This window comes from Streptomyces sp. NPDC017246, from assembly GCF_044331325.1.
Taxonomy (GTDB): domain Bacteria; phylum Actinomycetota; class Actinomycetes; order Streptomycetales; family Streptomycetaceae; genus Streptomyces.
On the sequence record NZ_JBIRMW010000019.1, the window covers coordinates 117,906 to 140,566 of the forward strand.

Annotated in this window: 21 protein-coding genes; 11 read left to right on the forward strand and 10 right to left on the reverse strand. The window is 73.4% G+C overall.

All coding sequences use genetic code 11. The features are described 5' to 3' along the window. Positions 1–22 precede the first annotated feature (22 nt). Positions 23–1,279: an FAD-dependent oxidoreductase gene (locus tag ACH4MY_RS33210; protein WP_398007915.1), complete on the forward strand. Its 1,257-nt coding sequence runs from the start codon at positions 23–25 to the stop codon at positions 1,277–1,279. Positions 1,280–1,348: 69 nt separating this feature from the next. Here ACH4MY_RS33210 and ACH4MY_RS33215 read toward each other — a convergent pair whose 3' ends face one another. Beyond that, positions 1,349–1,582 carry a chaplin gene (locus ACH4MY_RS33215; protein ID WP_327163949.1) on the reverse strand — a complete coding sequence of 78 codons (234 nt, stop codon included), beginning with the start codon at positions 1,580–1,582 and terminating at the stop codon, positions 1,349–1,351. Positions 1,583–1,753: 171 nt separating this feature from the next. Next, a complete protein-coding gene (locus ACH4MY_RS33220) occupies positions 1,754–2,167 on the reverse strand; it encodes a rodlin (protein WP_398007834.1) in 414 nt (137 codons plus the stop codon). 218 nt (positions 2,168–2,385) lie between these two features. Between ACH4MY_RS33220 and ACH4MY_RS33225 the strand changes: the two genes are divergently transcribed. Then, a complete protein-coding gene (locus tag ACH4MY_RS33225) occupies positions 2,386–2,796 on the forward strand; it encodes a rodlin (protein ID WP_398007836.1) in 411 nt (136 codons plus the stop codon). A gap of 67 nt (positions 2,797–2,863) precedes the next feature. On the opposite strand, the gene ACH4MY_RS33230 is transcribed toward ACH4MY_RS33225, so the two are convergent. Beyond that, the gene (locus ACH4MY_RS33230; RefSeq protein WP_398007838.1) at positions 2,864–3,070 is read right to left on the reverse strand and encodes a hypothetical protein; all 207 of its coding nucleotides are present in this window, start codon (positions 3,068–3,070) and stop codon (positions 2,864–2,866) included. Between the two features lie 118 nt (positions 3,071–3,188). Here ACH4MY_RS33230 and ACH4MY_RS33235 point away from each other — a divergent pair, with 118 nt between their 5' ends. Continuing rightward, positions 3,189–4,229 carry an LCP family protein gene (locus tag ACH4MY_RS33235; RefSeq protein WP_398007839.1) on the forward strand — a complete coding sequence of 347 codons (1,041 nt, stop codon included), beginning with the start codon at positions 3,189–3,191 and terminating at the stop codon, positions 4,227–4,229. A gap of 94 nt (positions 4,230–4,323) precedes the next feature. After that, positions 4,324–4,731: a rodlin gene (locus ACH4MY_RS33240; RefSeq protein ID WP_056551757.1), complete on the forward strand. Its 408-nt coding sequence runs from the start codon at positions 4,324–4,326 to the stop codon at positions 4,729–4,731. A gap of 76 nt (positions 4,732–4,807) precedes the next feature. On the opposite strand, the gene ACH4MY_RS33245 is transcribed toward ACH4MY_RS33240, so the two are convergent. After that, on the reverse strand, positions 4,808–6,829 hold the full coding sequence (locus ACH4MY_RS33245) for a thioredoxin domain-containing protein (RefSeq protein ID WP_398007841.1): 2,022 nt from the start codon (positions 6,827–6,829) through the stop codon (positions 4,808–4,810). Next, the gene (locus ACH4MY_RS33250) at positions 6,807–7,142 is read right to left on the reverse strand and encodes a hypothetical protein (RefSeq protein ID WP_398007843.1); all 336 of its coding nucleotides are present in this window, start codon (positions 7,140–7,142) and stop codon (positions 6,807–6,809) included. Before ACH4MY_RS33250 ends, ACH4MY_RS33245 begins: the two co-directional genes overlap by 23 nt. An 18-nt stretch (positions 7,143–7,160) precedes the next feature. Here ACH4MY_RS33250 and ACH4MY_RS33255 point away from each other — a divergent pair, with 18 nt between their 5' ends. Beyond that, entirely contained in the window at positions 7,161–10,562 is a 3,402-nt protein-coding gene (locus ACH4MY_RS33255) for a tetratricopeptide repeat protein (RefSeq protein WP_398007845.1), read from the forward strand. A 164-nt stretch (positions 10,563–10,726) separates the two neighbouring features. Here ACH4MY_RS33255 and ACH4MY_RS33260 read toward each other — a convergent pair whose 3' ends face one another. Both ACH4MY_RS33260 and mca read right to left on the reverse strand, forming a co-directional pair. After that, a complete protein-coding gene (locus ACH4MY_RS33260) occupies positions 10,727–10,981 on the reverse strand; it encodes a hypothetical protein (RefSeq protein ID WP_398007846.1) in 255 nt (84 codons plus the stop codon). Continuing rightward, positions 10,974–11,855, reverse strand: coding sequence for a mycothiol conjugate amidase Mca (gene mca, locus ACH4MY_RS33265; protein WP_398007848.1), 882 nt, complete (start codon positions 11,853–11,855; stop codon positions 10,974–10,976). The genes ACH4MY_RS33260 and mca overlap by 8 nt, the downstream gene beginning before the upstream one ends. Positions 11,856–11,953: 98 nt before the next feature. Here mca and ACH4MY_RS33270 point away from each other — a divergent pair, with 98 nt between their 5' ends. The 4 genes from ACH4MY_RS33270 (at position 11,954) to ACH4MY_RS33285 (ending at position 18,066) form a co-directional block, all read left to right on the forward strand. Next, complete coding sequence (locus ACH4MY_RS33270) at positions 11,954–12,355, forward strand: DUF4307 domain-containing protein (RefSeq protein ID WP_398007850.1); 402 nt, start codon at positions 11,954–11,956, stop codon at positions 12,353–12,355. Between the two features lie 189 nt (positions 12,356–12,544). Further along, positions 12,545–13,042, forward strand: coding sequence for a transcription elongation factor GreA (gene greA / locus ACH4MY_RS33275; RefSeq protein ID WP_398007851.1), 498 nt, complete (start codon positions 12,545–12,547; stop codon positions 13,040–13,042). 112 nt (positions 13,043–13,154) lie between these two features. Next, on the forward strand, positions 13,155–15,632 hold the full coding sequence (locus ACH4MY_RS33280; protein ID WP_398007853.1) for a PQQ-binding-like beta-propeller repeat protein: 2,478 nt from the start codon (positions 13,155–13,157) through the stop codon (positions 15,630–15,632). 133 nt (positions 15,633–15,765) lie between these two features. Beyond that, complete coding sequence (locus tag ACH4MY_RS33285; protein ID WP_398007855.1) at positions 15,766–18,066, forward strand: protein kinase; 2,301 nt, start codon at positions 15,766–15,768, stop codon at positions 18,064–18,066. Positions 18,067–18,093: 27 nt separating this feature from the next. Here the strand turns inward: ACH4MY_RS33285 and ACH4MY_RS33290 are convergent, their stop codons facing one another. Together ACH4MY_RS33290 and ACH4MY_RS33295 are read right to left on the reverse strand one after the other, a co-directional pair. Further along, the gene (locus tag ACH4MY_RS33290; protein WP_398007917.1) at positions 18,094–18,891 is read right to left on the reverse strand and encodes an ABC transporter permease; all 798 of its coding nucleotides are present in this window, start codon (positions 18,889–18,891) and stop codon (positions 18,094–18,096) included. Between the two features lie 5 nt (positions 18,892–18,896). Further along, the gene (locus ACH4MY_RS33295; protein WP_398007857.1) at positions 18,897–19,940 is read right to left on the reverse strand and encodes an ATP-binding cassette domain-containing protein; all 1,044 of its coding nucleotides are present in this window, start codon (positions 19,938–19,940) and stop codon (positions 18,897–18,899) included. Between the two features lie 266 nt (positions 19,941–20,206). On the opposite strand from ACH4MY_RS33295, the gene ACH4MY_RS33300 reads away from it, so the two are divergent. Continuing rightward, positions 20,207–20,716, forward strand: coding sequence for a helix-turn-helix domain-containing protein (locus tag ACH4MY_RS33300; RefSeq protein WP_398007859.1), 510 nt, complete (start codon positions 20,207–20,209; stop codon positions 20,714–20,716). 15 nt (positions 20,717–20,731) lie between these two features. On the opposite strand, the gene ilvA is transcribed toward ACH4MY_RS33300, so the two are convergent. Continuing rightward, positions 20,732–21,961, reverse strand: a complete 1,230-nt coding sequence (gene ilvA / locus ACH4MY_RS33305; RefSeq protein WP_398007861.1) for a threonine ammonia-lyase — start codon at positions 21,959–21,961, stop codon at positions 20,732–20,734. A 149-nt stretch (positions 21,962–22,110) separates the two neighbouring features. Between ilvA and ACH4MY_RS33310 the strand changes: the two genes are divergently transcribed. After that, positions 22,111–22,659, forward strand: coding sequence for a MarR family winged helix-turn-helix transcriptional regulator (locus ACH4MY_RS33310; RefSeq protein WP_398007863.1), 549 nt, complete (start codon positions 22,111–22,113; stop codon positions 22,657–22,659). Positions 22,660–22,661: the final 2 nt, after the last annotated feature.

Sequence of the window (22,661 nt, forward strand, 5' to 3'; positions counted from 1 at the left end):
GGAAGGCACGATGTCGAAGTCGATGTACGACCTGGTGGTCGTCGGGGCCGGACCGTACGGCCTGTCAGTGGCCGCGCACGCGGCCGCCCACGGGCTGCGCCTGCGGATCTTCGGCCGCTCGATGGAGTCCTGGCACGCCATGCCCCCGGGCATGTTCCTGAAGTCGGAGCCCTGGGCCTCCCATCTCTCCGACCCGGCGGGGGCGTACGGGCTCGACGCCTACGCCGCCACGCGGGGCGTGCGCGCCGCGCACGGGGTGCCGCTGCCGGTCGACTTCTTCGCCTCGTACGGCGACTGGTTCGCCCGGCAGGCCGTGCCCGCGCTCGACGGGCGGCTGATCGGCTCGGTGGCACCGGCCTCCGGGGGATTCGAGCTGCTCACCGAGGACGGCGAGGCCCTCCGCGCCCGGACGGTGGCGCTGGCCGTGGGCGTCCTGCCCTTCATGGAGATCCCCGGGCCGCTGCGGGACCTGCCCCGGCGGTTCGTCACCCACTCCAGCCACCACGGCGAGCTCGACCGCTTCGCCGGGTGTGACGTCACCGTCGTCGGGGCCGGTCAGGCCGCCCTGGAGACGGCCGCGCTCCTCGTCGAGCAGGGCGCCGCGACGGTACGGATCCTCGCCCGCGCGGACCGGCTGGACTGGAACACCCTGCCCCCGGCCCTCGACCGCGGGCTGTGGGCCGCGGTGCGCGCCCCGCACACGGGGCTCGGCTGCGGCTGGCGGAACAAGCTGTACGCGGACACCCCCGGGGTCTTCCGGCGCCTGCCGGCCGCCACCCGCGCGCGGATCTTCGACTCGGCGCTCGGGCCTGCGGGGGCCTGGTGGCTCCGTGAGCGCTTCGCGGCGGTCCGGGACGTACGCCTCGGGCAGCGGATCACCGCGGCGACCGTGACTCCGGACGAGCGGCTCCGGCTCGACGTGGCCGGGCCGGACGGGGCGACGGTCCTGGAGACCGATCACGTGGTGGCGGCCACCGGCTTCACCCCGGGCGTGGACCGGGCGGGTGTGCTCTCCCCCGTGCTGCGCGGCGCGCTGCGCACCGTCGGTGCGGGCGGCGCGCCGGAGGTCGGGGGTCTCTTCGAGTCCTCGTGGCCGGGGCTCTTCCTCGCGGGGCTGCTCACCGCTCCCTCGTACGGTCCGTCGATGCGGTTCGTCTTCGGCGCCGAGTACACGGCGGCGCGTCTGGTGCGCGGGGTGCGGCAGCGGCTGCGGGCGGGCGCCCGGGGCGGGACGGTGGGGCGGCCGCGTACGCGCGGGAAGGCGCCGGTCGTGGCATGACGGAGGGCCGGCCCCCGGGGAGCGGATGCTCTCCGGAGGCCGGCCCCCGCGCCTGCGTACCGCTGGGACTCAGGCGTTGACGCAGGTGTTGAACGCGGCCGGGTTGAGCAGGCCGATGACGTTCACGCTGTTGCCGCAGACGTTGATCGGCGCGTGGATCGGGATCTGGACGACGTTGCCGGAGAGAACGCCCGGCGAGCCGATCGCCGCACCGTACGCGTCCGCGTCCGCGAAAGCGGGAGACGCCGCACCCATGGCCATGACGATTCCGGCGACAACGGCCGCGACCTTCTTGCAGTTCATTTTCGTCTGGATCCTTTCTGTGACGGAAGACATTTCAGGAACCACAACGAACATGCCGCACAAAGGAAACCGCACCGTCGACGACATTCGCTCATTCACTCCATTGCGGGCACAGAACAGGGCCGAAGGGAACAGTCGCGTTCCCTCCGGCCCTGTCGTGCGCGATACGGATCAGCCGTTGTAGGCGCCGTTCCCGGAGAGGACCGGGATGTCCTCGACGATGTGCGACAGCGGCTCGTCACCCTTGGCCTGGGTGGAGTTCTCGGCGCACTGCTGGTTCTGCGGGGAGGAGAGGACGTTGATGTCCTGGACCGCGACCGGGACGAGGACGCCGACGACCGAGCCGACGTTGCCCTTGACCGGGGCACCCAGGCAGAGCTTGTTCAGCGAGCCCTGGACGGCCGAGAACTGGGGGCTCTGGTCACCGACGGTCTTGGAGTTGCCGAACGACTGGGACGCGCCGTTGCCGCTGAGCGAGGTCGTGCCGCCGTCGTCGGCGATGGCGAGCGCCGGGGAGGCCGCCGCAGCAGAAGCGCCGACAACAGAGGCCGTAACAGCCGCAGCCGCCATAATCTTCTTGATCACGGTGATTCCGTTCCTGTTCCCACCAATCGACCTGATTGATGCGACCGGATCAACTGCGTGCGGGGGCTTTGGTTCCGGCGCTTCACCCGTTCGACTGGGACCACGTTTCGCGCTGCCGAGTGCGCTCCGCCAAGGGAGTGACACAGCGGAACCCTTGCGTCCGACACCAGTTGATCAGGGAGCTCCCTGCACGGAGCAGGTTCTAGAAGGGAACTCCCGTGATCAAGAAGGTTATGGCCACCGCGGCCGCGGCCGTCTCCATCGTCGGCGCCACCGCCGCCGTGGCCTCCCCGGCGCTCGCCATCGGAAACGACGGCGGCACCACGTCGCTCAGCGGCAACGGCGCGCACCAGGAGTACGGCAACTCCGCCACCTACGGCAACATGAGCCCCCAGTTCGCGCTGGTCCAGGGCTCGCTGAACAAGCCGTGCGTGGGCCTGCCGGCCAAGGTCAACGCCGGTTCGCTCATCGGCGCGATCCCGATCGCCGTCCAGGACGTCAACGTCCTGTCGTCCCCGCAGAACCAGCAGTGCACCGAGAACTCCACCCAGGCCAAGGGTGACGAGGCGCTCTCGCACATCCTGGACGACATCCCGGTCCTGTCGGGCAACGGCGTCGGCAACAACTGACGTTCCGCGCTTCGCGCGACGACGTTCACACGTCAGGGGCCGCCCTCCGGGGCGGCCCCTCTCGTTTTCACCAGGTCGGCCAGATCGGGGTCGCCATCAGACGTTCCCATTCCCGGTCCGGCATCCCCGGCACGGTCCGCCCCGCCTGCACCCACTGGGTGACCAGTGCGGAATAGACCGGGAATGGTGTGCGGTCGACTGGGGGAGGGTCGCTCACATATCGGCTCTTCGGAATGAAGGCCATCCGTTCCCATTTCCCGGGATCCGGCGCCATCTTCGCTCCTTCCGCTGCGATTCCCGCATCATTCCACAGGCGCCGCAGGAGAGTGATTCGCCCTGTTCATGTCGCGTCGCGTATCTGTGTGCGAGGGTGATCGAATTACCGTGCGGGCATGAGATTCCCGCGTGCACGGCGGCCGCGACGTCGGCTGCTCGTCCCGGCGGCGCTCGCCGCCCTCGCCGCCCTCGCTCCCGGCGCCCTCGCCGCCGCCTCCGACGATCTTCCCGCCCCTGACAGGGGTTTGAACCTGCTGGTGGTCGGCATCGACAGCCGCAAGGGCGTCACCGAGGCGGAGAAGGAGCGCTTCCGGCTCGGCGGCAAGGAGTGCGACTGCACCGACGTGATGATGCTCGTCCACGTGTCGGCGGAGAACGACCGGATCTCCGTGGTGAGTCTGCCGCGCGACTCGCTCACCTCCTTCCCCGACGGGCATCGCGACCGGCGCACCGGGAAGCTGCACGACGCCCACCAGGCGAAGATCAACGGGGCATGGGCGGAGGGCGGTTCCTCCTTCGCGGTGGAGACCGTCGAGTCGATGACGGGGCTCCCCGTCCACCGCTACCTGGAGATCGACTTCCGGCGCTTCATGGACACCGTGGACCGCGTCGACGGCGGAGTCCCGATCTGTACGGAGAAGGCCCTCGTCGACCCGGCCACCGGTATCGACCTGCAGCCCGGGACCAGGCCGGTCGGCGGCGGCGAGGCGCTCCAGTACGTACGGTCGCGGAAGGCCGACGGGCAGATGGACTTCGGCCGGATCCACAAGCAGCAGAAGTTCGTCGTGAACACCCTGGAGCGGCTCCGCGAGGGCATCCTCGACGATCCCGGACGGCTGAGGGACTTCGCGGCGGCCCTGCGCGGGACGGGCGCGACCGAGCGGGGGATCTCCGCGACGGAGCTGCTCACGCTCGCCGGACGGCTGCGCGACCTGCCCCCGGACCGCGCGGAGTTCGCGACCGTGCCCGTCCGCGGCTTCAACCCGAACATCGCGGGCGTCGGGTCCACCGTCGGCTGGGACGAGGAAGGGGCCGCCGAGGTCTTCGGGCGGCTGCGCGAGGACCTGCCGCTGCCCGCGGCCGACGAGGTCGCGCCGAGCGAGATCCCCGTCGCCTCCTACCGGCCCTCCCCCGGGGCTTCGCTCATCTGCCCGTAGTCCGTCCGGTGGACTTCGCGGAACCTCCGAACCTCTGACCAGTTGATCAGCACGGCTCGGCACTCAGCGAGCCACAATCCGAAAGGCCTGAACAATGAAGAAGCTGTTGGCTACGGCTGCTGTGGCCGCGTCGGTGCTCGGCGCGACGGCGGCGGGTGCCGGACAGGCGCTCGCGATCGCCGACGACGGTGGCACCACCTCGCTCAGCGGCAACGGTGCCCACCAGGAGTTCGGCAACTCCGCCACGCACGGCGACATGAGCCCGCAGTTCGCGCTCGTCCAGGGCTCCCTGAACAAGCCGTGTGTCGGTCTGCCGGCCAAGGTCAACGCCGGTTCCCTCATCGGTCTCATCCCGATCGCGGTCCAGGACGTCAACGTCCTGTCCTCCCCGCAGAACCAGCAGTGCACCGAGAACTCCACCCAGGCCAAGGGTGACGAGCCGCTGTCGCACATCCTCAGCGACATCCCCGTGCTGTCCGGCAACGGCGCCGGCAACAGCTGAGCCACGCCGCTCGGCCAGGTGCGGCCCCGCCGCCCCTCCTCGGAGGGGTCGCGGGGCCGTCCCCGTTCCGGAGGCCTCAGAGCTTCCGGCGGAGTTCGTCCGGGGCGGTGACCGGCGCGTCACAGGTGAAGTGACGGCACACGTACGCGGCGGGTCCACCGGCCACCAGCGGCCGGTCCCTCAGCAGCGGGAACTCCTCACTGTCGGGGGCTCCGAAGGCGAGCACCGCGCCGGGGGCGGTCGCCAGGAGCGCGGTACGGCGCAGCTCCTCGAACGCCTCGTCGCCGGCGGCGCCCACCACGGCGATCTCCCGGGGCCCGTCGAGGAGGGCCTCGGAGACGGCCAGCCCCCAGCCGATGAAGCGGGGCGCGCGCGGGCCGAGGGCCTTGACGACACCGAGGGCGCCCTCGGCCGCGGCGCGGTGGGCTTCGGAGCCGGTCTGCGCGGCGTACGAGAGCAGCGCGCCGGCGGCGGCGGTCCAGCCGGACGGGGCCGCGTTGTCCGTGGGGTCCTGCGGGCGGCGGATGAGGGCCTCCGCGTCGTGGGCCGTGTCGTACAGGGCCCCGCCCTCGGCGGTGAAGCGGTCGAGGACGAGGTCCAGGAGGAAGCCGGCGAACTCCAGCCAGGTGCCCTCGCCGGTGACGGCGGCGAGGGCGAGGAAGCCCTCGGCGACGTCGGCGTAGTCCTCCAGGACCCCGGCGTTGGTGCCGGCCCGGCCGTCCTTGGACGTACGGGTGAGGCGGGCGGCCTCGTCCATGTGGACCCGGACGAGCAGGTCGGCGGCCTCGGTCGCGCGCTCGACGAGGTCGGGGCGGTCGAAGAGGGCGCCGGTCTCGGCGAGGGCGGCGATCGCGAGGCCGTTCCAGGCCGCGACGACCTTGTCGTCGCGGCCGGGGCGCTCGCGCTCCTCGCGGGCGGCGAGGAGCCGGGCCGCGATCGGGGCGATCCGTTCGGCGTCCGCCACTCCCCCGTCCTGCGGGAGCTGGAGGACGGAGCTGCCGTGCTCGAAGGTACCGGCCCCGGTGACGCCGTAGTGGGCGGCGGCGAGGGCGGCGTCCTCCTCGCCGAGCACCTCGGCGAGCTGCGCCGGGGTCCACACGTAGTAGGCGCCCTCGACGTGCCTGCCGGTGCCGTCGTCGCTGTCCGCGTCGAGCGCGGAGGCGAAGCCGCCCTCGGGGGTGCGCAGTTCGCGGACCAGGAAGTCGGCGGTCTCCAGGGCGACGCGGCGGGCCAGGTCGCTGCCGGTGGCCTTCCACAGGTGCGCGTACACCCGGCAGAGCAGGGCGTTGTCGTACAGCATCTTCTCGAAGTGGGGCACGACCCAGGCGCGGTCGACGGCGTAGCGGGCGAAGCCGCCGCCGAGCTGGTCGTAGATGCCGCCGCGGGCCATCGCCTCGCAGGTGTCGGCGGCCATCTGCAGGGCGCCCTCGGAGCCCGTACGGGCCTGGTGGCGGAGGAGGAACTCCAGGGTCATCGACGGCGGGAACTTGGGGGCGCCGCCGAAGCCGCCGTGGGTCGCGTCGTACTCGCGGGTGAGGCCGAGCAGGGCCTGCGCGAGCTCCTCCTCGCCGGGGACGCCGTCGCCGCCGTAGGCCAGTGAGCGGCCCGCGAGGTCCTTCACGATGCGGTCCGCGACCTCGCCGACCTCGGCGCGCCGGTCGGCCCAGGCGTCCTTGACGCCCTCCAGGACCTCCGGGAAGGACGGCATGCCGTGGCGGGGCTCGGGCGGGAAGTACGTACCGAAGTAGAAGGGGGCGGCGTCCGGGGTGAGGAAGACGGTCATGGGCCAGCCGCCCTGACCGGTGGCGGCCTGGACGGCCTCCATGTAGACGGCGTCGACGTCGGGGCGCTCCTCGCGGTCGACCTTGACGGCGACGAAGTGCTCGTTGACCAGGGCCGCGGTGGTGTCGTCCTCGAAGGACTCGTGGGCCATGACGTGGCACCAGTGGCAGCTCGAATACCCGACGCTGAGCAGCACGGGGACGTCGCGGCGCCGGGCCTCCTCGAAGGCCTCGGCCGACCACGGCCACCAGTCGACCGGGTTGTCGGCGTGCTGAAGGAGGTACGGGGAGGTCTCATGGGCCAGTCGGTTCGGCATGGTGTCCATCCTGCCCTGCCGCCGCGGACCCGCGCGGGACCCCTGCCCCCGTCGGGCCGGAGGCCTGCTCGGCGGGCGCGGACGGCAGCTCGTTCATCACGAGGACGCCGGTCAGGACGACGACGAGTCCGTCGAACTGCCGGACGAGGACCCGGACGGCGGAGAGGTCGCCCAGTGGCGTGATGACGGGGAGCAGCAGGCCGACGGGCGGGTGGGTCTTCGCGTGTCCTCCTTCCTCCGCTCCCTCGCGCCGACGCGCGCCGGGCAGGACACTGGGCCCGACACGGTCCCGGAGACCGGGAACGTCAGGCACGCGCGGAGGGGGACGCACATGCGGGACAGCCACCGGGTGGAGGCTGAAAGGCTGTTGGAGCGGGCGGTGGAGGAAGCCGTACGGGGCTCGGGGGTCCGGGTGGACGAGGCGGCGCTGCTCGCCCGGGGCCGGACGGCCTTGGACTCGATGGCGGCGGACGCGGCCGGGGAGTACGCGGCGTACCTGCGGGCCGTGGAGGAGACGGAGGCCGGGCGGGCGCCCCGGGCGGGCCGTCCGGCCGCGCCCGCGGTGGGCGGGCCCGCGCTCGTCGCCGGGGTCGCGGCCGTCGCCGCGGTCGGCGCGGACCTGGCGCTCGGTACGACGACGGGGACGGCGCTCGGCGCGGGCGCGGTGGTGGCGGTGGCGGGAGCGGCGGCGACCGTGTTCAGGGCGACGTCGGGCCGGGGAGCGGCCGCCGGGCCCGGCGGGGCGGAGGAGGCGGAGCCCGGCGGGGCGGGGGCGGCCGATCGGTCGGCCGCCGTGGACGCGACGCGGCTGCGGTGGCTGGCCGCTCTGGAGGCCCGGGGGGTGCGGCCCTTCCTGGAGCGGGAGCGGGTGGTCCTCGTGGGCGGCGGGGAGGAACTGCCGGGCGCCGGGCGGGAGGAGTCCGGCGGGCGGGACGGGTCGGCTTCGCTCGCGGACGGCGGCCGGGCGGGAGCGCGGACCGGTGGGCCGCTCGTGAACGTCGGCGGCGCGACGGCCCTGCGGCCCGAGCGGCTGCGGGGTGCCGACCGCAGCGCGGCGGCACGACGGCGGGCCGTACTGGAGCGGTCCTTCGGCCAGCTGCCCGACCCCGGCGGGGACTTCGCCGGACGGCGGGAGGAACTGGCCCGGATCACACGGTGGGTGCAGACGGGCCGGGCGTCGGCCTCGACCCGGCCGACGGTGGTCCTGCTGCACGGCGAGCCCGGGTCCGGGCGCACGGCGCTCGCCGTGCGGGCGGCGCACGCGCTGCGCGACCAGTTCCGCGGCGCGTGCGTCGTGGACCTGCGGGGCGACGTCGCCGCCGGGCCGGGCGCCGGTGGCGAACGGCCCCTCGCGACCCGGGAGGCGCTGCTCCATCTGCTGAACCGGCTGGGCGCCCCGCGTGAACGGCTGCTGTTCCGGGAGGGCTCCACCGCGGACCAGCAGGTGCGCCGGCTCACGGAGCTGTACCAGCGGCAGCTGACCGGGGTGCCGGTGGCGGTGATCCTGGACGACGCCGTGGACCCGGCCCAGGTGCGGGCCCTGCTGCCCGAGCGCTCCGACAGCCTGGTCCTGGTGACCTGCCGGGAGCCGCTGGACCTCGGGGCGGACGTGCCCGCCGAGGTGCACGCGCTCCCGGTGGCCGCGCTCGACGCGGCCGGGGCGGAGCAGCTGCTGCGGGCGGCGTCGGGGGCGGCAGACCCGGCCCCGTACGACGCGGAGGCCTTCGACCGGATCCGGGAGCTGTGCGGCGGACTCCCGCTGGCACTGCGGGCGGCGGGCTCCCTGCTCGGGACGCACTCCATGGACCGTCTGGCGCAGCGGCTCGCCCGCCCCGACCGGGGCCCCGATCCCGTCGAACGCGCCCTGGCCATGCGGTACTTCACCGATCTCGACGAGGAATCCCGGCGGCTGTTCCGACGGCTGCCGCTCGCCGGCCGGGCCTCGCTCGGCGCCGCGGCCGCCGCCGCGCTGCTCGGCGGGGACGCGCCGCCCCTCGGGGACGAGCCGCCCGGCAGGGACGGTTCCCACGGCGTCCTGCCGCTGCGGCGGCTGGCCCGCGCGGGGCTGCTCGACCATGTCCGCGGGGAGCGGTACCGGCTGCACGACGCGGTACGCGGCTTCGCGGCGGCCCGGCTCCTCGACGAGGAGGACGCGGCGGAGATCGCGGCGGCGCAGGAACGGCTGATCCGGAACTACGCCGAACTCGCCGACGCCGTGATCCGCATGGTCGACGGCAAGATGTCGACCCGCGCCGACCGCTTCGACGGCCATGGCTTCGGCTCCCTTGAGGCGGCCCTCAGCTGGCTCGACGAGGAGTCCAGCTTCATCACGGCGGCCCTGCGGCACACGGCCGGCGTCGACCAGCAGGCCGTGCTCGACCTGCTCGGCGCGCTCTGCGACTACTGCCTGCTGCGCGGCGACCTCTACCGGCTCGGCGAGATCAACGAACTGGCCGAGTCCGTCGGACAGGGCCGGCTCTCCCGGTCGGTCCAGTGGCGGACCGGTATCGCGGCCCGGCAGATCGGCGAGCTCGACAAGGCGCGGACGACGCTGACCTCCGTCGTCTCCCTCTACCAGGAGGCCCACCAGGACGCGGGCGCGGCGCTCGCGCTCTGCTCCCTCGGCATCACCCTGCACCACCAGGGCCGGCTCGCGGAGGCGGCGGCCCGGCTGCGGGAGGCGCTCGCGCTCCAGGAGCCGGAGGCGCTCGCCGCCGACCGGGGCTGGACGCTGCACGCGCTCGCCGCTGTGGAGCGGGACCGGGCGAACCTGGCGGAGGCGGCGGCGCTGCTCGACCGGTCCCTCGCCCTGCACCGGGAGCACGAGTCCCCGCACGGCGAGGCCTGGGCGCACTTCCACCGGGGCCAGGTGCTGCTGCTCCGCGGCGACGTGCCGGGCGCCGAGGCCGGGCTGCGGGCCGCCCTCGACGGGTACGGGCGGATCCACGACGGGCGCGGCGAGGCCTGGGCGCTGACCCAGCTCGCCCGCGCGCGGCTGGCCGCCGGGGACGCGGAGCCGGCCGTCGAGGGGCTGCGCGGTGCGCTCGCCCGGCACCGCGAACAGGGGGACGCGCGCGGGGAGGCGTGGACGCTGTACCACCTGGGGCACGCCCTGGAGGAGCGCGGGGACCGCGACGAGGCGGTACGGGAGCTGGGCCGGGCCCGGACGATGTTCTCGCGGATGCGGGACGTGCACGGGCTGGCGGGCGCCCGGCACCACTCGGGCCGGGTCACCCGCGACCAGCTCGCGGCCCGCACCGGGGGGCTGCGCAACTCGGGCTTCGCCCGGCAGCTGCTCGTGGACGCGCGGGCGGACTTCCACCGGATCGGGGTGGCCCACGGCGAGGCCTGGACCTGTCTGGAGCTGGCGATCATCGACGCGGGCAACGCCAGGGTGCCGCAGGCGCTCGGGCTGTGCGACGAGGCTCGGGCGCTGTTCGGCACGTACGGCGACCGGCGGGGTGCCGACTGGGCCCGCTTCCTGCGCTGCACCCTGCTCCCGCACGCGGTGCCGGGCGCCCCGGAGCCGGGGACGGCGACGGCCCGCGAGGAGCTCGCCGCGCTGGTGGCGGACCGGCATCCGGCCCGCGACCCGCGTCTCGACGACTGCGCCGAGGCGTACGCGGTGCTCCTGGGCAGGGGCGTCCATCCGTCGGCCGCGTGGCAGGCCTGGGATCTGGGCATGGTGCCGAACCGGCACGCCCGGGAGGTGCTGGGGGTGCCGGTGGAGTAGCCGCGTACGGGCTCCGTCGGCCGGTGGGCCGGTCCGTGCCGAAGCGGCGGACCGGCCGTTGTGCCGAAGCGGCGGACCGGCGGTGTGCCGAAGCGGCGCTCCGCTCCGTACGCGAACGCCCCCCGGCCCGTACCTCGGTGGGTACGGGCCGGGGGGCGTCGTCGCTACTTGCCCGAGGTGCCGGCCGCCGTGGCCGGAGCGGCCGCGGTGTCCGGGGCCGCGTCCGGGTCCGGGGCCTCCTCGAAGGAGACCTTGCCCATGTGGCGGTTCATCGACTTCATCAGCTGCCAGACCGCGAGGGCCAGGACCGCGAAGACGACGAAGCCGAGGACGCCGGGGGTCACCTTGTTCTTGTCCAGCTCTTCGGCGGCGAAGGGGACAAGCTGGGTCAGTGCCAGGTGTGCGCTCATGTCAGGCATTGTCGCGGATGCCCGCGAAGAGATCTTCCTCGGGGAGGGAGGTCGGCACCAGCGCCTTGCTGAGCTCGTACTCCTCCGTCGGCCAGACCTCCTTCTGGATGTCCATCGGGACCCGGAACCAGCCGCCGTCGGGGTCGATCTGGGTGCGGTGGGCGATCAGGGCCTTGTCGCGGACCTCGAAGAACTCGGCGCAGGGGACGAAGGTGGTCAGCGTCCGCTCCTTGCGCTGGAACTCCTTCCAGCGCTCCAGCCACTCGCCGTACGGGGACTCCATCCCGCGTGCCAGCAGCGCCTCGTGCAGCGCGGTGGTGCGGGGGCGGTTGAAGCCCTGGTTGTAGTAGAGCTTCAGGGGCCGCCACGACGGGCCGAACTCGGCCTCCGGGAACTTCTCGGTGTCGGTCGCGCCGTCGAAGGCCACCATCGTGATCTTGTGGGTCATGATGTGGTCGGGGTGCGGGTACCCGCCGTTCTCGTCGTAGGTCGTGACGACCTGGGGACGGAAGGAGCGGATCTTGCGGACCAGTTCCCCGGCCGCGGTGTCGACGTCCTCCAGGGCGAAGCAGCCCTCGGGAAGCGGAGGCAGCGGGTCACCCTCGGGCAGGCCCGAGTCGACGAATCCCAGCCATTCCTGGGAGACGCCCAGGATCTCGCGGGCCTCGTCCATCTCCTTGCGGCGCACCTCGTGGATGTTCGCCTCGATGTAGGGGTCACCCTGAAGCTGGGGGTTGAGGACCGAGCCACGCTCGCCGCCCGTGCACGTCACCACCATGACGTCCACCCCCTCGGACACGTACTTGGCCATCGTGGCCGCACCCTTGCTCGACTCGTCGTCGGGGTGGGCGTGAACGGCCATCAGTCGTAGCTGCTCAGTCAAGACTCGATCCTCAGTGATTCGACGCGGAGGGTGGTCTCTATAGTGACGGAATCGGGGGAGTGAAAATTCCGCCACCCCCGGCTTCGAGAGGATCGATCATGAGCGCGGTGCGAGAGCAGCTGCCCGAGGGGCGCTACGGACGCTCCGCGGACGAGGCCGCCGACCGCAAGCTCAGGATCACGGGCGCGGTGCTCGGAGTCCTCTTCCTCGGCCTGCTGGGCTGGTTCGGCTGGCATTACGTCGTCGACAGCAAGATCAGTGCCGAGATGATCAAGTTCGACGTGGTGAGCGCCACCGAGGTCCAGGTCCACCTGGAGATCCGCAAGGACGAGGGCGTCCGGGGTGTCTGCACCCTGCGCTCCCGCTCCGAGGACGGCGCCGAGGTGGCCCGCAAGGACGTGCGGGTCGACGACCCCGGAACCAGGGTCGACCGCGTCTTCACGCTCCGCACCACCGCCCACGCCACCAGTGCCGAGCTCATCGGGTGTACGGCGCGGTAGCGGTGGGTAGGGACCGGGTGACGAGTCCCGGCGAGTCACTGCGGTGACCTGGGGTGACACCATCCCGATGGTTATGTCCTCCCGCTTTTCGCCACTCATTGTTAGGCTCGTGGTTTCGCCCACCCGGGACAGCAGAGCTTTCCCGTGTAGGGCGATGCTTTGTATTCCCAGTACCTACGAGGAGCACCTGTGACCCAGACCAGCGACAACGTCACCTGGCTCACCCAGGAGGCGTACAACAAGCTCAAGGACGAGCTTGAGTACCTGTCTGGTCCCGCGCGCACGGAGATCACCATCAAGATCGCCGCCGCGCGCGAGGAGGGCGACCTGCGCGAGAACGGCGGGTACCACGCGGCCAAGGAGGAGCAGGGCAAGCAGGAGCTCCGCATCCGCCAGCTGACCCAGCTCCTGGAGCACGCCAAGGTCGGCGAGGCCCCCGCCGACGACGGCATCGTCGAGCCCGGCATGGTCGTCACGATCGCCTTCGACGGCGACGAGAACGACACGATGACCTTCCTGCTCGCCTCCCGCGAGTACGCGAGCGGTGACATCGAGACCTACTCGCCGCAGTCGCCGCTCGGCGTCGGCGTCAACGGCAAGAAGGCCGGTGAGGACGCCGAGTACGAGCTGCCGAACGGCAAGAAGGCGGCGGTGAAGATCCTCAGCGCGAAGCCGTACACCGCCTGAGGCACCTGTTCTCCGTGAAGGGCCGGCCCCGTCGGGGCCGGCCCTTTGTGCTGCCCGCACACGTCCTGTGATGATGGGGCATGATGCGGCCTGACACCGCGTCACAAGGGGGATGAGCGAAGTGCTGGGACCGCTGCGCGGGGGCGCGCCACGCCGGATCGGACCGTACGAGGTGCTCGCCGCGCTCGGGGCGGGCGGGATGGGCGAGGTCTTCCTCGCCCGGGGCGCGGCCGCCGGACAGGACGGCCCCGGCGCCGCCGGCGGCGCCGCGGACGGGACCTTCGTCGCCGTGAAGACCGTGCGGCGGGACGTCGCCGGCGACCCCGCCTTCCGGGACCGCTTCCGCCGCGAGATCAGGGTCGCCGCGCTCGTCGACAGCACGTACGCCGCCGCCCCGCTCGGCGGCGACGCCGACGCCGAGGTGCCCTGGCTGGCCACCTCGTACATCCCCGGGCCCAGCCTCTCCCAGGCCGTACGGCGCGGCGGCGCGCTCCCCGTCGCCACCGTCCGCGCGCTCGGCACCGGCATCGCCCGCGCCCTCGCCGATCTGCACCGGGCCGGGGTCCTGCACCGGGACCTCAAGCCGGGCAACGTCATGCTCTCCGTCGACGGGCCCCGCCTCATCGACTTCGGCATCGCCCGCAGCGGCACCGCCACCACCATGACCGCCACCGGTGTGATGGTCGGCACGCCCTCCTTCATGTCCCCCGAGCACGTCGCCGGCGCCCGGCGGGTGACCGCCGCGTCCGACGTCTTCTGCCTCGGCTCGCTGCTCTGCTACGCGGCGACCGGCGAGGACCCCTTCGGCGACGGACCGCTCGCCGCCGTCCTGTACCGGGTCTCCCAGGCCGAGGCCGACCTGACCCGGGTCCCCGAGGAGCTGCGCGGGACCGTCGCCGCCTGCCTGGCCCGGGACCCGGAGGCACGGCCGACGCCGGAGGCGCTCGCGGAGATGCTCGGCGGCGGCATACCGAAGGTCTTCCCCTGGACCGAGGGGATACGGGACCACATCGGCGAGTACGGGACGGAGCTCGCCCAGCTCGTCGCCTCGGGCGGACCGCTCCTCGAAATCGCCCCGGAGGCCGATCCCCGGGGGCCCGTGGTGAACCCGGCGGTGCCCGGGCTGCACTCCGTACCGACGCAGGCGCCCGTGTCGCGTCCGGCCGCGCCGGCCGCTCCCCAGCGCGCCCGCCGGGGGCGACTGATCGCGGCCGTCGTGGCGCTCGCGGTCGCGGCCGGCGGCGTCGGCACGTATCTGCTGTGGCCGGAGGGCGGGACGAAGGGGCCCCGGGTCCCGGCGAAGGCCGGGCCGCCGGCGTCGTCCGCGCCCGCCGCGCCCCGGATCGCGGGCGTCGACGACCGGGGGCTCGCCGACGCCTCCGGGGTCGTCCCGCAGAACACCGCCCAGCGCCCGGCCGGCTGGAAGTCCTGGCAGGGGAAGCTGGGCTCCCCGGCGTTCGGCTGCTCGGCCGGCGAGAAGGTGCTGGTCTGCCGGACCACGGACGGACGGTACGAGGCGCTGGATCCCGCGAGCGGGAAGAAGCTGTGGGACGTCCCCCAGGCGCCCGACACGCCCGGCGAGACCTACATCAGCCCCAAGGGGTTCGTCTTCGTCGCGGGGGCCGCCACCCGGCCCACCGTGCACGACGGCTCCGTGGTCCTCGTCGCGGGAGGCGAGGTACAGGTGCGCGAGGCGCGGACGGGGGCGGTGCGCTGGAGGAAGCCCGCCCTCGGGCCCCAGCTCCTCTGGGGAGCCCGCCCCGTCGTCGCCGACGGCATCGTGTTCGCCGCGACCGAGGTGGTCGCGGAGGTCCAGGACACCACCTCGGAACAGGTCGCGCTGACCGCCTTCTCGCTCGCCGACGGCCGGACGCTGTGGTCGAAGGCGCTGACCAACGGCATCCTCCCCGAGGCGTTGAAACGCTCCTTCGAGCCGGTGGCCTACGCGAAGGGCGTCGTCTACGCCCTCAGCCAGGGCGGTCTCGTCGCGTACGACGGAAAGAAGGGGACGCTCCTCGGACAGGTCGACGCCGACGCCAGGACCTGCCAGGAGGTCAAGGTCCTCGGCCCGTCCGCGTACTGCTCCGACGACGCCTTCGGCCGCGACCCGAAGAACCAGGTGCACAGGCTCGACGCCCGCACGCTCGCCACGAAGGGATCGCTGCCCGCGCCGGTCTCCTCGCTCACCCCGACGGCGGTCGGCACCCGTGCCGTCGTCGGCTTCGACGGCGGCCTGAAGATCCTCGACCCGGCCACCGGGAAGACCCTCGCCTTCCACCCGGCCGAGGATGCGCCCGCCGGGCTCGACCACGCCTGGTCGTCACCGCTGCTCGCCGGTGACCAGGTCGTCTACGCCGACTTCTCCTCGCTCTACAGCGTGCGGCTCGGCGCCGACGGGAAGGCCGGCGCACTCCGGGTGACACCGGTGCCGGGCGCGCCCGGGCCGCGCGTGAAGGAGGAGGACTTCGACATCTCGTACGGCAACACGATCAGCAAGCAGACCCGGGCGCCGGAGGTGCTGCCGGTGGGCGGCATCGCGTACGTCTTCTACGACAAGGGCGTCGTCGCCTCCGTCGAACTCCCCGAGTGACCGGACCCGCGTGACGGGACCCGAGTGACCGCGCGCGGACGGCCTCGTCCGTGCGACCTCGCCCGCGTGACCCCGTCCGTGCAACCCCGTCCGTGCCACCTCCTTCGTGCGACCTTCCGAAAGGACCTGTTCGGTGCTGGAAGCCCTGCCGCCCGGCCGGCCCCCGCTGCTCGTCGGCCCCTACCGGCTGCTCGCCGGGCTCGGTGCGGGCGGCATGGGCGAGGTGCATCTCGCCTGCCGGGCGGACGCGCCGACGGCCGACCCGTACCGGATGGTCGCGGTGAAGACCGTCCGGAGCGACCTGGAGCTCGACGGGGACTTCCGGACCCGGTTCCGGCGGGAGATCGCGGCGGCGCGGACGGTGAACGGGCCGGGAGTGGCGCGGCTCGTGGACGCAGACGCCGACGCGCCCTCCCCGTGGCTCGCGACGGAGTACGTGCCGGGGCCCTCGCTCGCGGAGGCCGTCGTACGGTCCGGGGCACTGCCGGTCGCGGCGGTGCGGGCGCTGGGTGTCGCGCTCGCGCGGGCGCTCGCGGACGTGCACGGGGTGCAGGTGCTGCACCGGGACCTCAAGCCCGCGAACGTGCTCCTGGGCGCCGGTGGGCCCAAGCTGATCGACTTCGGTATCGCGCAGGCCTTCGAGGCGACGGCGCTGACCTCGACGGGCCTGGTGGTGGGCTCGCCCGGGTTCATGTCGCCGGAGCACCTGGCCGGCAGCCGCGCGGTGGTGCCCGCGTCGGACGCGTTCTGCCTGGGCGCGGTCCTGGCGTTCGCGGCGAGCGGCCGGGGGCCCTTCCAGGACGACGAGATGGCCGCGGTGGTCTACCGGATCATCCGGGCCGACGCCGACCTCACCGGAGTGCCCGAGGAGCTGCGGCCGGTGGTGGAGCGCTGTCTGCGCCTCGACCCGGCGGAGCGGCCCTCGGCGGTGGAGGTGGCCGAGCTGCTCGGCGGCGGGGCGGCGCCGGAGGCCTTCCCGTGGCCCGGCAGGGTGCTTTCGCTGCTCGCCGAGTACGGGGAGGCGGCCCGGACGGCCGGTGAGGCGGCGGCCTCGGGCGCGGGCGTGGCGGACCTGCCGACGCTCGGCCCGGTCGTGCCGTACTCCCCCACGGCGATGACGGACCGGCCGGTGGACCCGGCCGGTGAACCCGCCGGGCGGCGCCGTCGCCCGTGGGGCGCGGTCGTGGCCGGTGCGGTGGCCGTGGCGGTCCTGGCGACGGCGGGCGTGGTGCTGCTGAACCGGACGGACGGGGACACGGGCGGCACCTCGACCGGCGGGGCCGCGGGGCCGAGCGCGAGCGGCGGCCCCGGCGCGAGCGGTACGGGGGCTCCGGCGCCCGCCACCCTCAGCCGGGTCGTCCTGCCGTACGGCGGCCCGGGCCACCCCGAGGACTTCGGCTCGGCGGCGACGGACCGCGCGTACCGGCCGGCCGGCTGGTCGCCCTGGACGGCGGAGGTCGAGTCGGGCGTCGGCGCCTGCGCGCTCACGCCGAAGGTCCTGGTCTGCCCGGGGCACGGCGGCGCCGTCACCGGTCTGAGCGCGGCGGACGGCAAGCAGCTGTGGAAGGTGCCGAGCCGGGGCGAGGGAACCCTCAGCGGGGCCCACTACCCGGCGGTCGTCGGCGACACCGTGTACGTGACCGATCCGGCGGGGGTCACCGCCTACGGGGTCGCGGACGGCGCGGCGCGCGGCAGCATCCCGGCGCCCGAGGGCGACTGGGCCGTGAAGAGCACCGATCTGGTGGACGGGGTCCTCTACTCGGCCTACTTCAGCACCCGCGAGGACGGCACGGGGCTCGCCACCGCGGTGCGCCTCGCCGATCGCAGGACGCTGTGGCGGACCCCGCTCGACGGGGTGCCGGAGCAGATGGTGGCGGGCGGGGGCCTGCTCCTCGTGCCGCTCGGCCTGGACCGGCCGGTGGCGCTGGACACCCGGACCGGCAAGGTGGTGGCGCGGACCACGGAGGACTGCGGGGCCTTCACCGTCCACGAGAAGAGCGGGAGCGTGCTCTGCTCGGGCCGGGAGGACCGGTCCGTGGTCGTCCTCGACTCCCGCACGCTGAAGCGGGTGCGCACGCTGGGCACGGCGGAGCAGGCCGGGCCGGCGGTCCGCGCCGACGGTCTCGTCGCCATGGTCGACGGGACCTCGGCCCTCGTCACGTACGACCTGGCGAGCGGCCGGGAGCGGTGGCGGGCTCCGAACGTCTCCGCCGACCGCGTCTACTTCGCCGGGGACCAGGTGCTGACCGTCGACGAGACGGGCGTGAGCTCGCGCCTCGCGGCCGGTCCCTCCGGCGAGGAGGACTACGAGACGTACCGGCCCAACCTGCCCGACGGCGTCGACCCGCAGGTCGCCGGAGACGCGCTGGCCGCCGGAGGGGCGGTCTTCCTCGCCCTTCCCGACGGCCTCGTCGTCTCCGGGTATCTGCCCTGACCGGCCGCCCCGCACGGGGCGGCGCCGTCAGCCGTTCGCGCGCCGGTACTTCCGGACGGAGAGGGTCCGGAAGATGGCGACGATCAGGACGGAGTAGATCAGCGACGCCCACACCGGGTACTGCATCGGCCACGCGTCGGACGGTGACAGGCCCGGATCGCCGAAGAGTTTGCGACAGGCCTGCACGGTGGCGCTGAACGGGTTCCACTCCGCGACGGGCTGGAGCCAGCCCGGCAGATTGCTGGAGTCCACGAAGGCGTTCGAGATGAAGGTCACCGGAAAGAGCCAGATCAGGCCGCCCGACGTGGCCGCCTCCGGGGTGCGGACCGAGAGGCCGATCAGGGCACCGATCCAGGTGAAGGCGTAGCCGAGGAGAAGGAGCAGGGCGAAGCCGGCCATGATCTTCCCGAAGTTGGTCGGCGCCGCGTAACCGGGACGCCAGCCGATGATCAGCGCGACGACCGCGAGCACGAAGAGCGTCAGCGCGGTCTGCACGAGGTCGGCCAGGGTGCGGCCGGTGAGGACCGCGCCGCGGGCCATCGGCAGCGAGCGGAACCGGTCGATGAGGCCCTTGTGCATGTCGTCGGCGATGCCCGCGCCCGCGCCGGCCGTGGCGAAGGTGACGGTCTGCGCGAAGATGCCGGCCATCAGGAAGTTCTTGTAGACGTCCGGGTCGGTGCTGCCGCCGACGCTCATGGAGCCGCCGAAGACGTACGTGAAGAGGATCACGAACATCACCGGCTGAATCAGCCCAAAAAGTATCATCTCGGGAATCCGGGACATCCTGATCAGGTTCCTGCGGGCGATCACCAGGGAGTCGTTCATGGTGCTCACTCGGCCGCCTCCTTCACGCGCTTGCCGTCACGGCCGTCGACCGGCCGGGGTTTGCCGTTCGACCCGCCGTTCTCCTCCGCCTCGCGCTCGGCCGCGTGACCGGTGAGCGAGATGAAGACGTCGTCGAGGGTGGGGCGGCGCAGTCCGATGTCGTCGATCTCGACACCGACGGCGTCCAGGTCACGGATGACCTCGGCGAGCAGCTTCGCGCCGCCGGCGACGGGGACCGTGAGCTTGCGGGTGTGGTCCTCGACGGACACCTCGCCGTGACCGATGCCCGCGATGCCGTAGCGCGCGAGGACGTCCCGGGCGTCGCCGATCATCCCCTTCCCGTGGACGACGACCTCGACGCGCTCGCCGCCCGTCTGGGCCTTGAGCTGGTCGGAGGTGCCGCGCGCGATGACCTTGCCGTGGTCGACCACGCAGATGTCGTGGGCGAGGTGGTCGGCCTCCTCCAGGTACTGGGTGGTGAGGAGCAGGGTCGTACCGCCCGCGACGAGTTCCTTGATGACCTCCCACAGGCCCTGCCGGTTGCGGGGGTCGAGGCCGGTGGTCGGCTCGTCCATGAACATGACCGGCGGGGACACGACGAGGGCGGCCGCGAGGTCGAGGCGGCGGCGCATGCCTCCGGAGTACGTCTTCGCGGTGCGGTCGGCGGCGTCGGCGAGGTTGAACCGCTCCAGGAGCTCGTCGGCCCGTACCTTCGCGTCCTTCGACCTCATCTGGTAGAGCTGCCCGACCATCTGGAGGTTCTCGCGGCCGGTGAGGTACTCGTCGACGGCGGCGAACTGGCCGGAGAGTCCGATCCTCCGGCGCACCTCGTCGGGATCCTTCAGGACGTCGATCCCGGCGACGACGGCCCGGCCGCTGTCGGGCCGGAGAAGGGTGGTCAGCACGCGCACGGCGGTCGTCTTCCCCGCGCCGTTCGGTCCGAGCAGACCCAGGACCGTGCCCTCGGGCACGTCGAGGTCCACGCCGTCCAGAGCTCGTACATCGCCGAAGGTCTTCACCAGACCCTCGGCATAGATCGCGCCTGGCATGTGAGTGCTCCCGGGGAGATTCGGGCGTTTCCCACCGATCCTAGGTTTGCGCGACGGTCCTCGCCCAGTGAATATGTGACCCACGCCACATGATCTTGGTCCGGTGGGCGTCGTCCGCGCGTCGATCGGCGAGCCGATCGCGCCCTCCGCGGGACGTTCCCGGGACGGGCGCGGGACGCCGTTGGCGGGACGTTGGAGGATCGTTGGCCCGGCGGGCGAAGCTGGTGGCCCGGTGTACGAGCACGACGGAATCGGGGGAACCGGGGATGACGATCGGGACGGACGGGACGGGCGGGGGATGCGCCGGTCACGAGAGCTGCGGGGCGACCCCCTGGGCGGAGCTCGCCGCCGAGATGCGGCGGATCAAGGGCGTCACGGAGCTCAGTTACGGTCAGCTCGCCCAGCGCACCCACTACAGCCGCTCCTCCTGGGAGCGGTTCCTCAACCAGAAGCAGCTGCCGACCAGGATCGCGATCGAGCAGTTCGCGGCGGCCTCCGGGCAGGACCCGCGGCCGCTCCTGATCCACCTGGAGCGGTCCCTCGCCCACGAGGCGGCCCTCTGCGCGGGCGAGGGGCCCGCCGCCCGCCCGGTGGGCGTGACCCGTCCCGCCGTCGACGTACGAGGATCCGGGCCCGCCCCGGCCTTCCGGGACGGCCTCGCCCGTCCCGGCGCCCGTCCCGCCGTCCGGTCCCTCGGCCTGCTCGCGGCGGGCGCGGTCGTCGGCGGCCTGGTGACCCTCCTCGCGCGCGCCCCCCGGCCCGGTCCCGGGCGCTGAGGCGGCCGCCGGGACTCAGTCGAGCACCGTGTACCCGGCGTCCCGCAGCGCGTCCGCCACCTCCCGGCAGTGCTCCGGGCCCTTCGTCTCCAGGTGCAGCTCGACCTCCGCCTCGGTCAGGCCGAGCCGCGGGTCGGTCCGCACATGGCTCACGTCCAGGACGTTCACATCGGCCACCGTGAGGACCGCGAGCAGGGTCGCGAGGGCCCCCGGCCGGTCCGCGACCCGCAGCCGCAGGCTCAGATAGCGGCCCCCGGCGGCCATGCCGTGCCGCAGGATGCGCTGGAGCAGCAGCGGGTCGACGTTCCCGCCGGAGAGGACGGCCACCACCGGCCCCCGGAAGGCCTCGGGGTCGCTGAGCAGGGCCGCGACCGGGCTGGCGCCCGCCGGTTCGACGACCAGCTTCGCCCGCTCCAGGCAGAGCAGCAGCGCCGAGGAGAGCGCGTCCTCGGAGACCGTGCGGACCTCGTCGACGTACTCCTGGATCAGCGCGAACGGCACGTCGCCCGGCCGTCCCACCTTGATGCCGTCCGCCATCGTCATCGGCGACTCCACCACCACGGGATGGCCGGCCGCCAGCGACGGCGGGTAGGCGGCCGCGCCCTCCGCCTGCACGCCGATCACCTTCACATCGGGGCGCAGCGACTTCACCGCGAGCCCGATGCCCGCCGCGAGACCGCCGCCGCCGACGCCCACCAGGATCGTCCGGACCTCCGGGCACTGCTCCAGGATCTCCAGGCCCACCGTGCCCTGCCCGACGATGATGTCGGGATGGTCGAAGGGGTGGATGAAGACGGCCCCGGTCTCCCGCGCGTACCGCTCGGCCGCCGCGAGCGTCTCGTCCACGACATGGCCGTGCATCCGGACGTCGGCGCCGTACTCCCGGGTCGCCGCGACCTTGGGCAGCGGGGCCCCGACCGGCATGAAGACGGTCGCCCGCACCCCGAGCAGTCTCGAGGCGAGCGCGACGCCCTGCGCGTGGTTGCCGGCGGAGGCCGCGACGACCCCGGCGGCCCGCTCCTCGGGCCGCAGCCCGGCGATCCGCACGTACGCCCCGCGGAGCTTGAAGGAACCGGTCCGCTGGAGGTTCTCGCACTTGAGGTGCACCGGCGCCCCCACCAGCGACGACAGATGGCGGCTGCCCTCCATCGCCGTCATGCGGGCCACCCCGGACAGCATCTTCTGCGCCCCCCGCACATCGTCGAGCATCAGCCGGTGCAAGGGGTCTGGCCTACGGAAGCTCATGACAGCAAGTCTCCCAGCTCACGGCCCTGGTGGCCGCCCGGCGGACAGGTGCTCCAGCGGGTTTGCGCAGCCCCGGTACGGACCTCCCCGGGGCCGCGTACTCTGTCCCCCACCAACCGACCACCCCCGCACGAGAGAGACCCACAGCCATGCCCACATCTCAGGACATGACGACTGAGTTCGACCCCGGTCTCCTCGATGCCCTCCAGCACCAGGTGGCCGTCTTCGCCCGCCGGGCCGAGCAGACGCGCCTCGGCGGCACGGGTCAGCTCCGCAACTCCATGGACCGCGCCGCCTACCTCCTGCTCAACCGCCTTGACCAGGAAGGTCCGATGGGCGTCAAGGCGCTCGCGGCGGGCATGGGCATCGACTCGTCGACCGTCACCCGGCAGGTCGCGCCGCTCGTCGACACCGGCCTGGTGAAGCGCACCTCGCACCCGGAGGACGGGCGCGCGGTCGTCCTCCAGCTGTCGCCGCGCGGCCTGGCCCGCCTGGAGGAGGTCCGTTCCTCGCGCCGCCAGCTGATGGTGGAGGTCACGGAGGGCTGGACGCCGGACGAGCGGGAGTCCTTCTGCACCCTGCTGACGCGCTTCAACACCGCCCTGTCCGCACGGCAGTCGGCGCACACGGGCCAGCCTGCGGGTACGGCTCCGGAGTCCGGGACCACGACGGGAACCGAGTCCGCTCCGACCTCTTGACC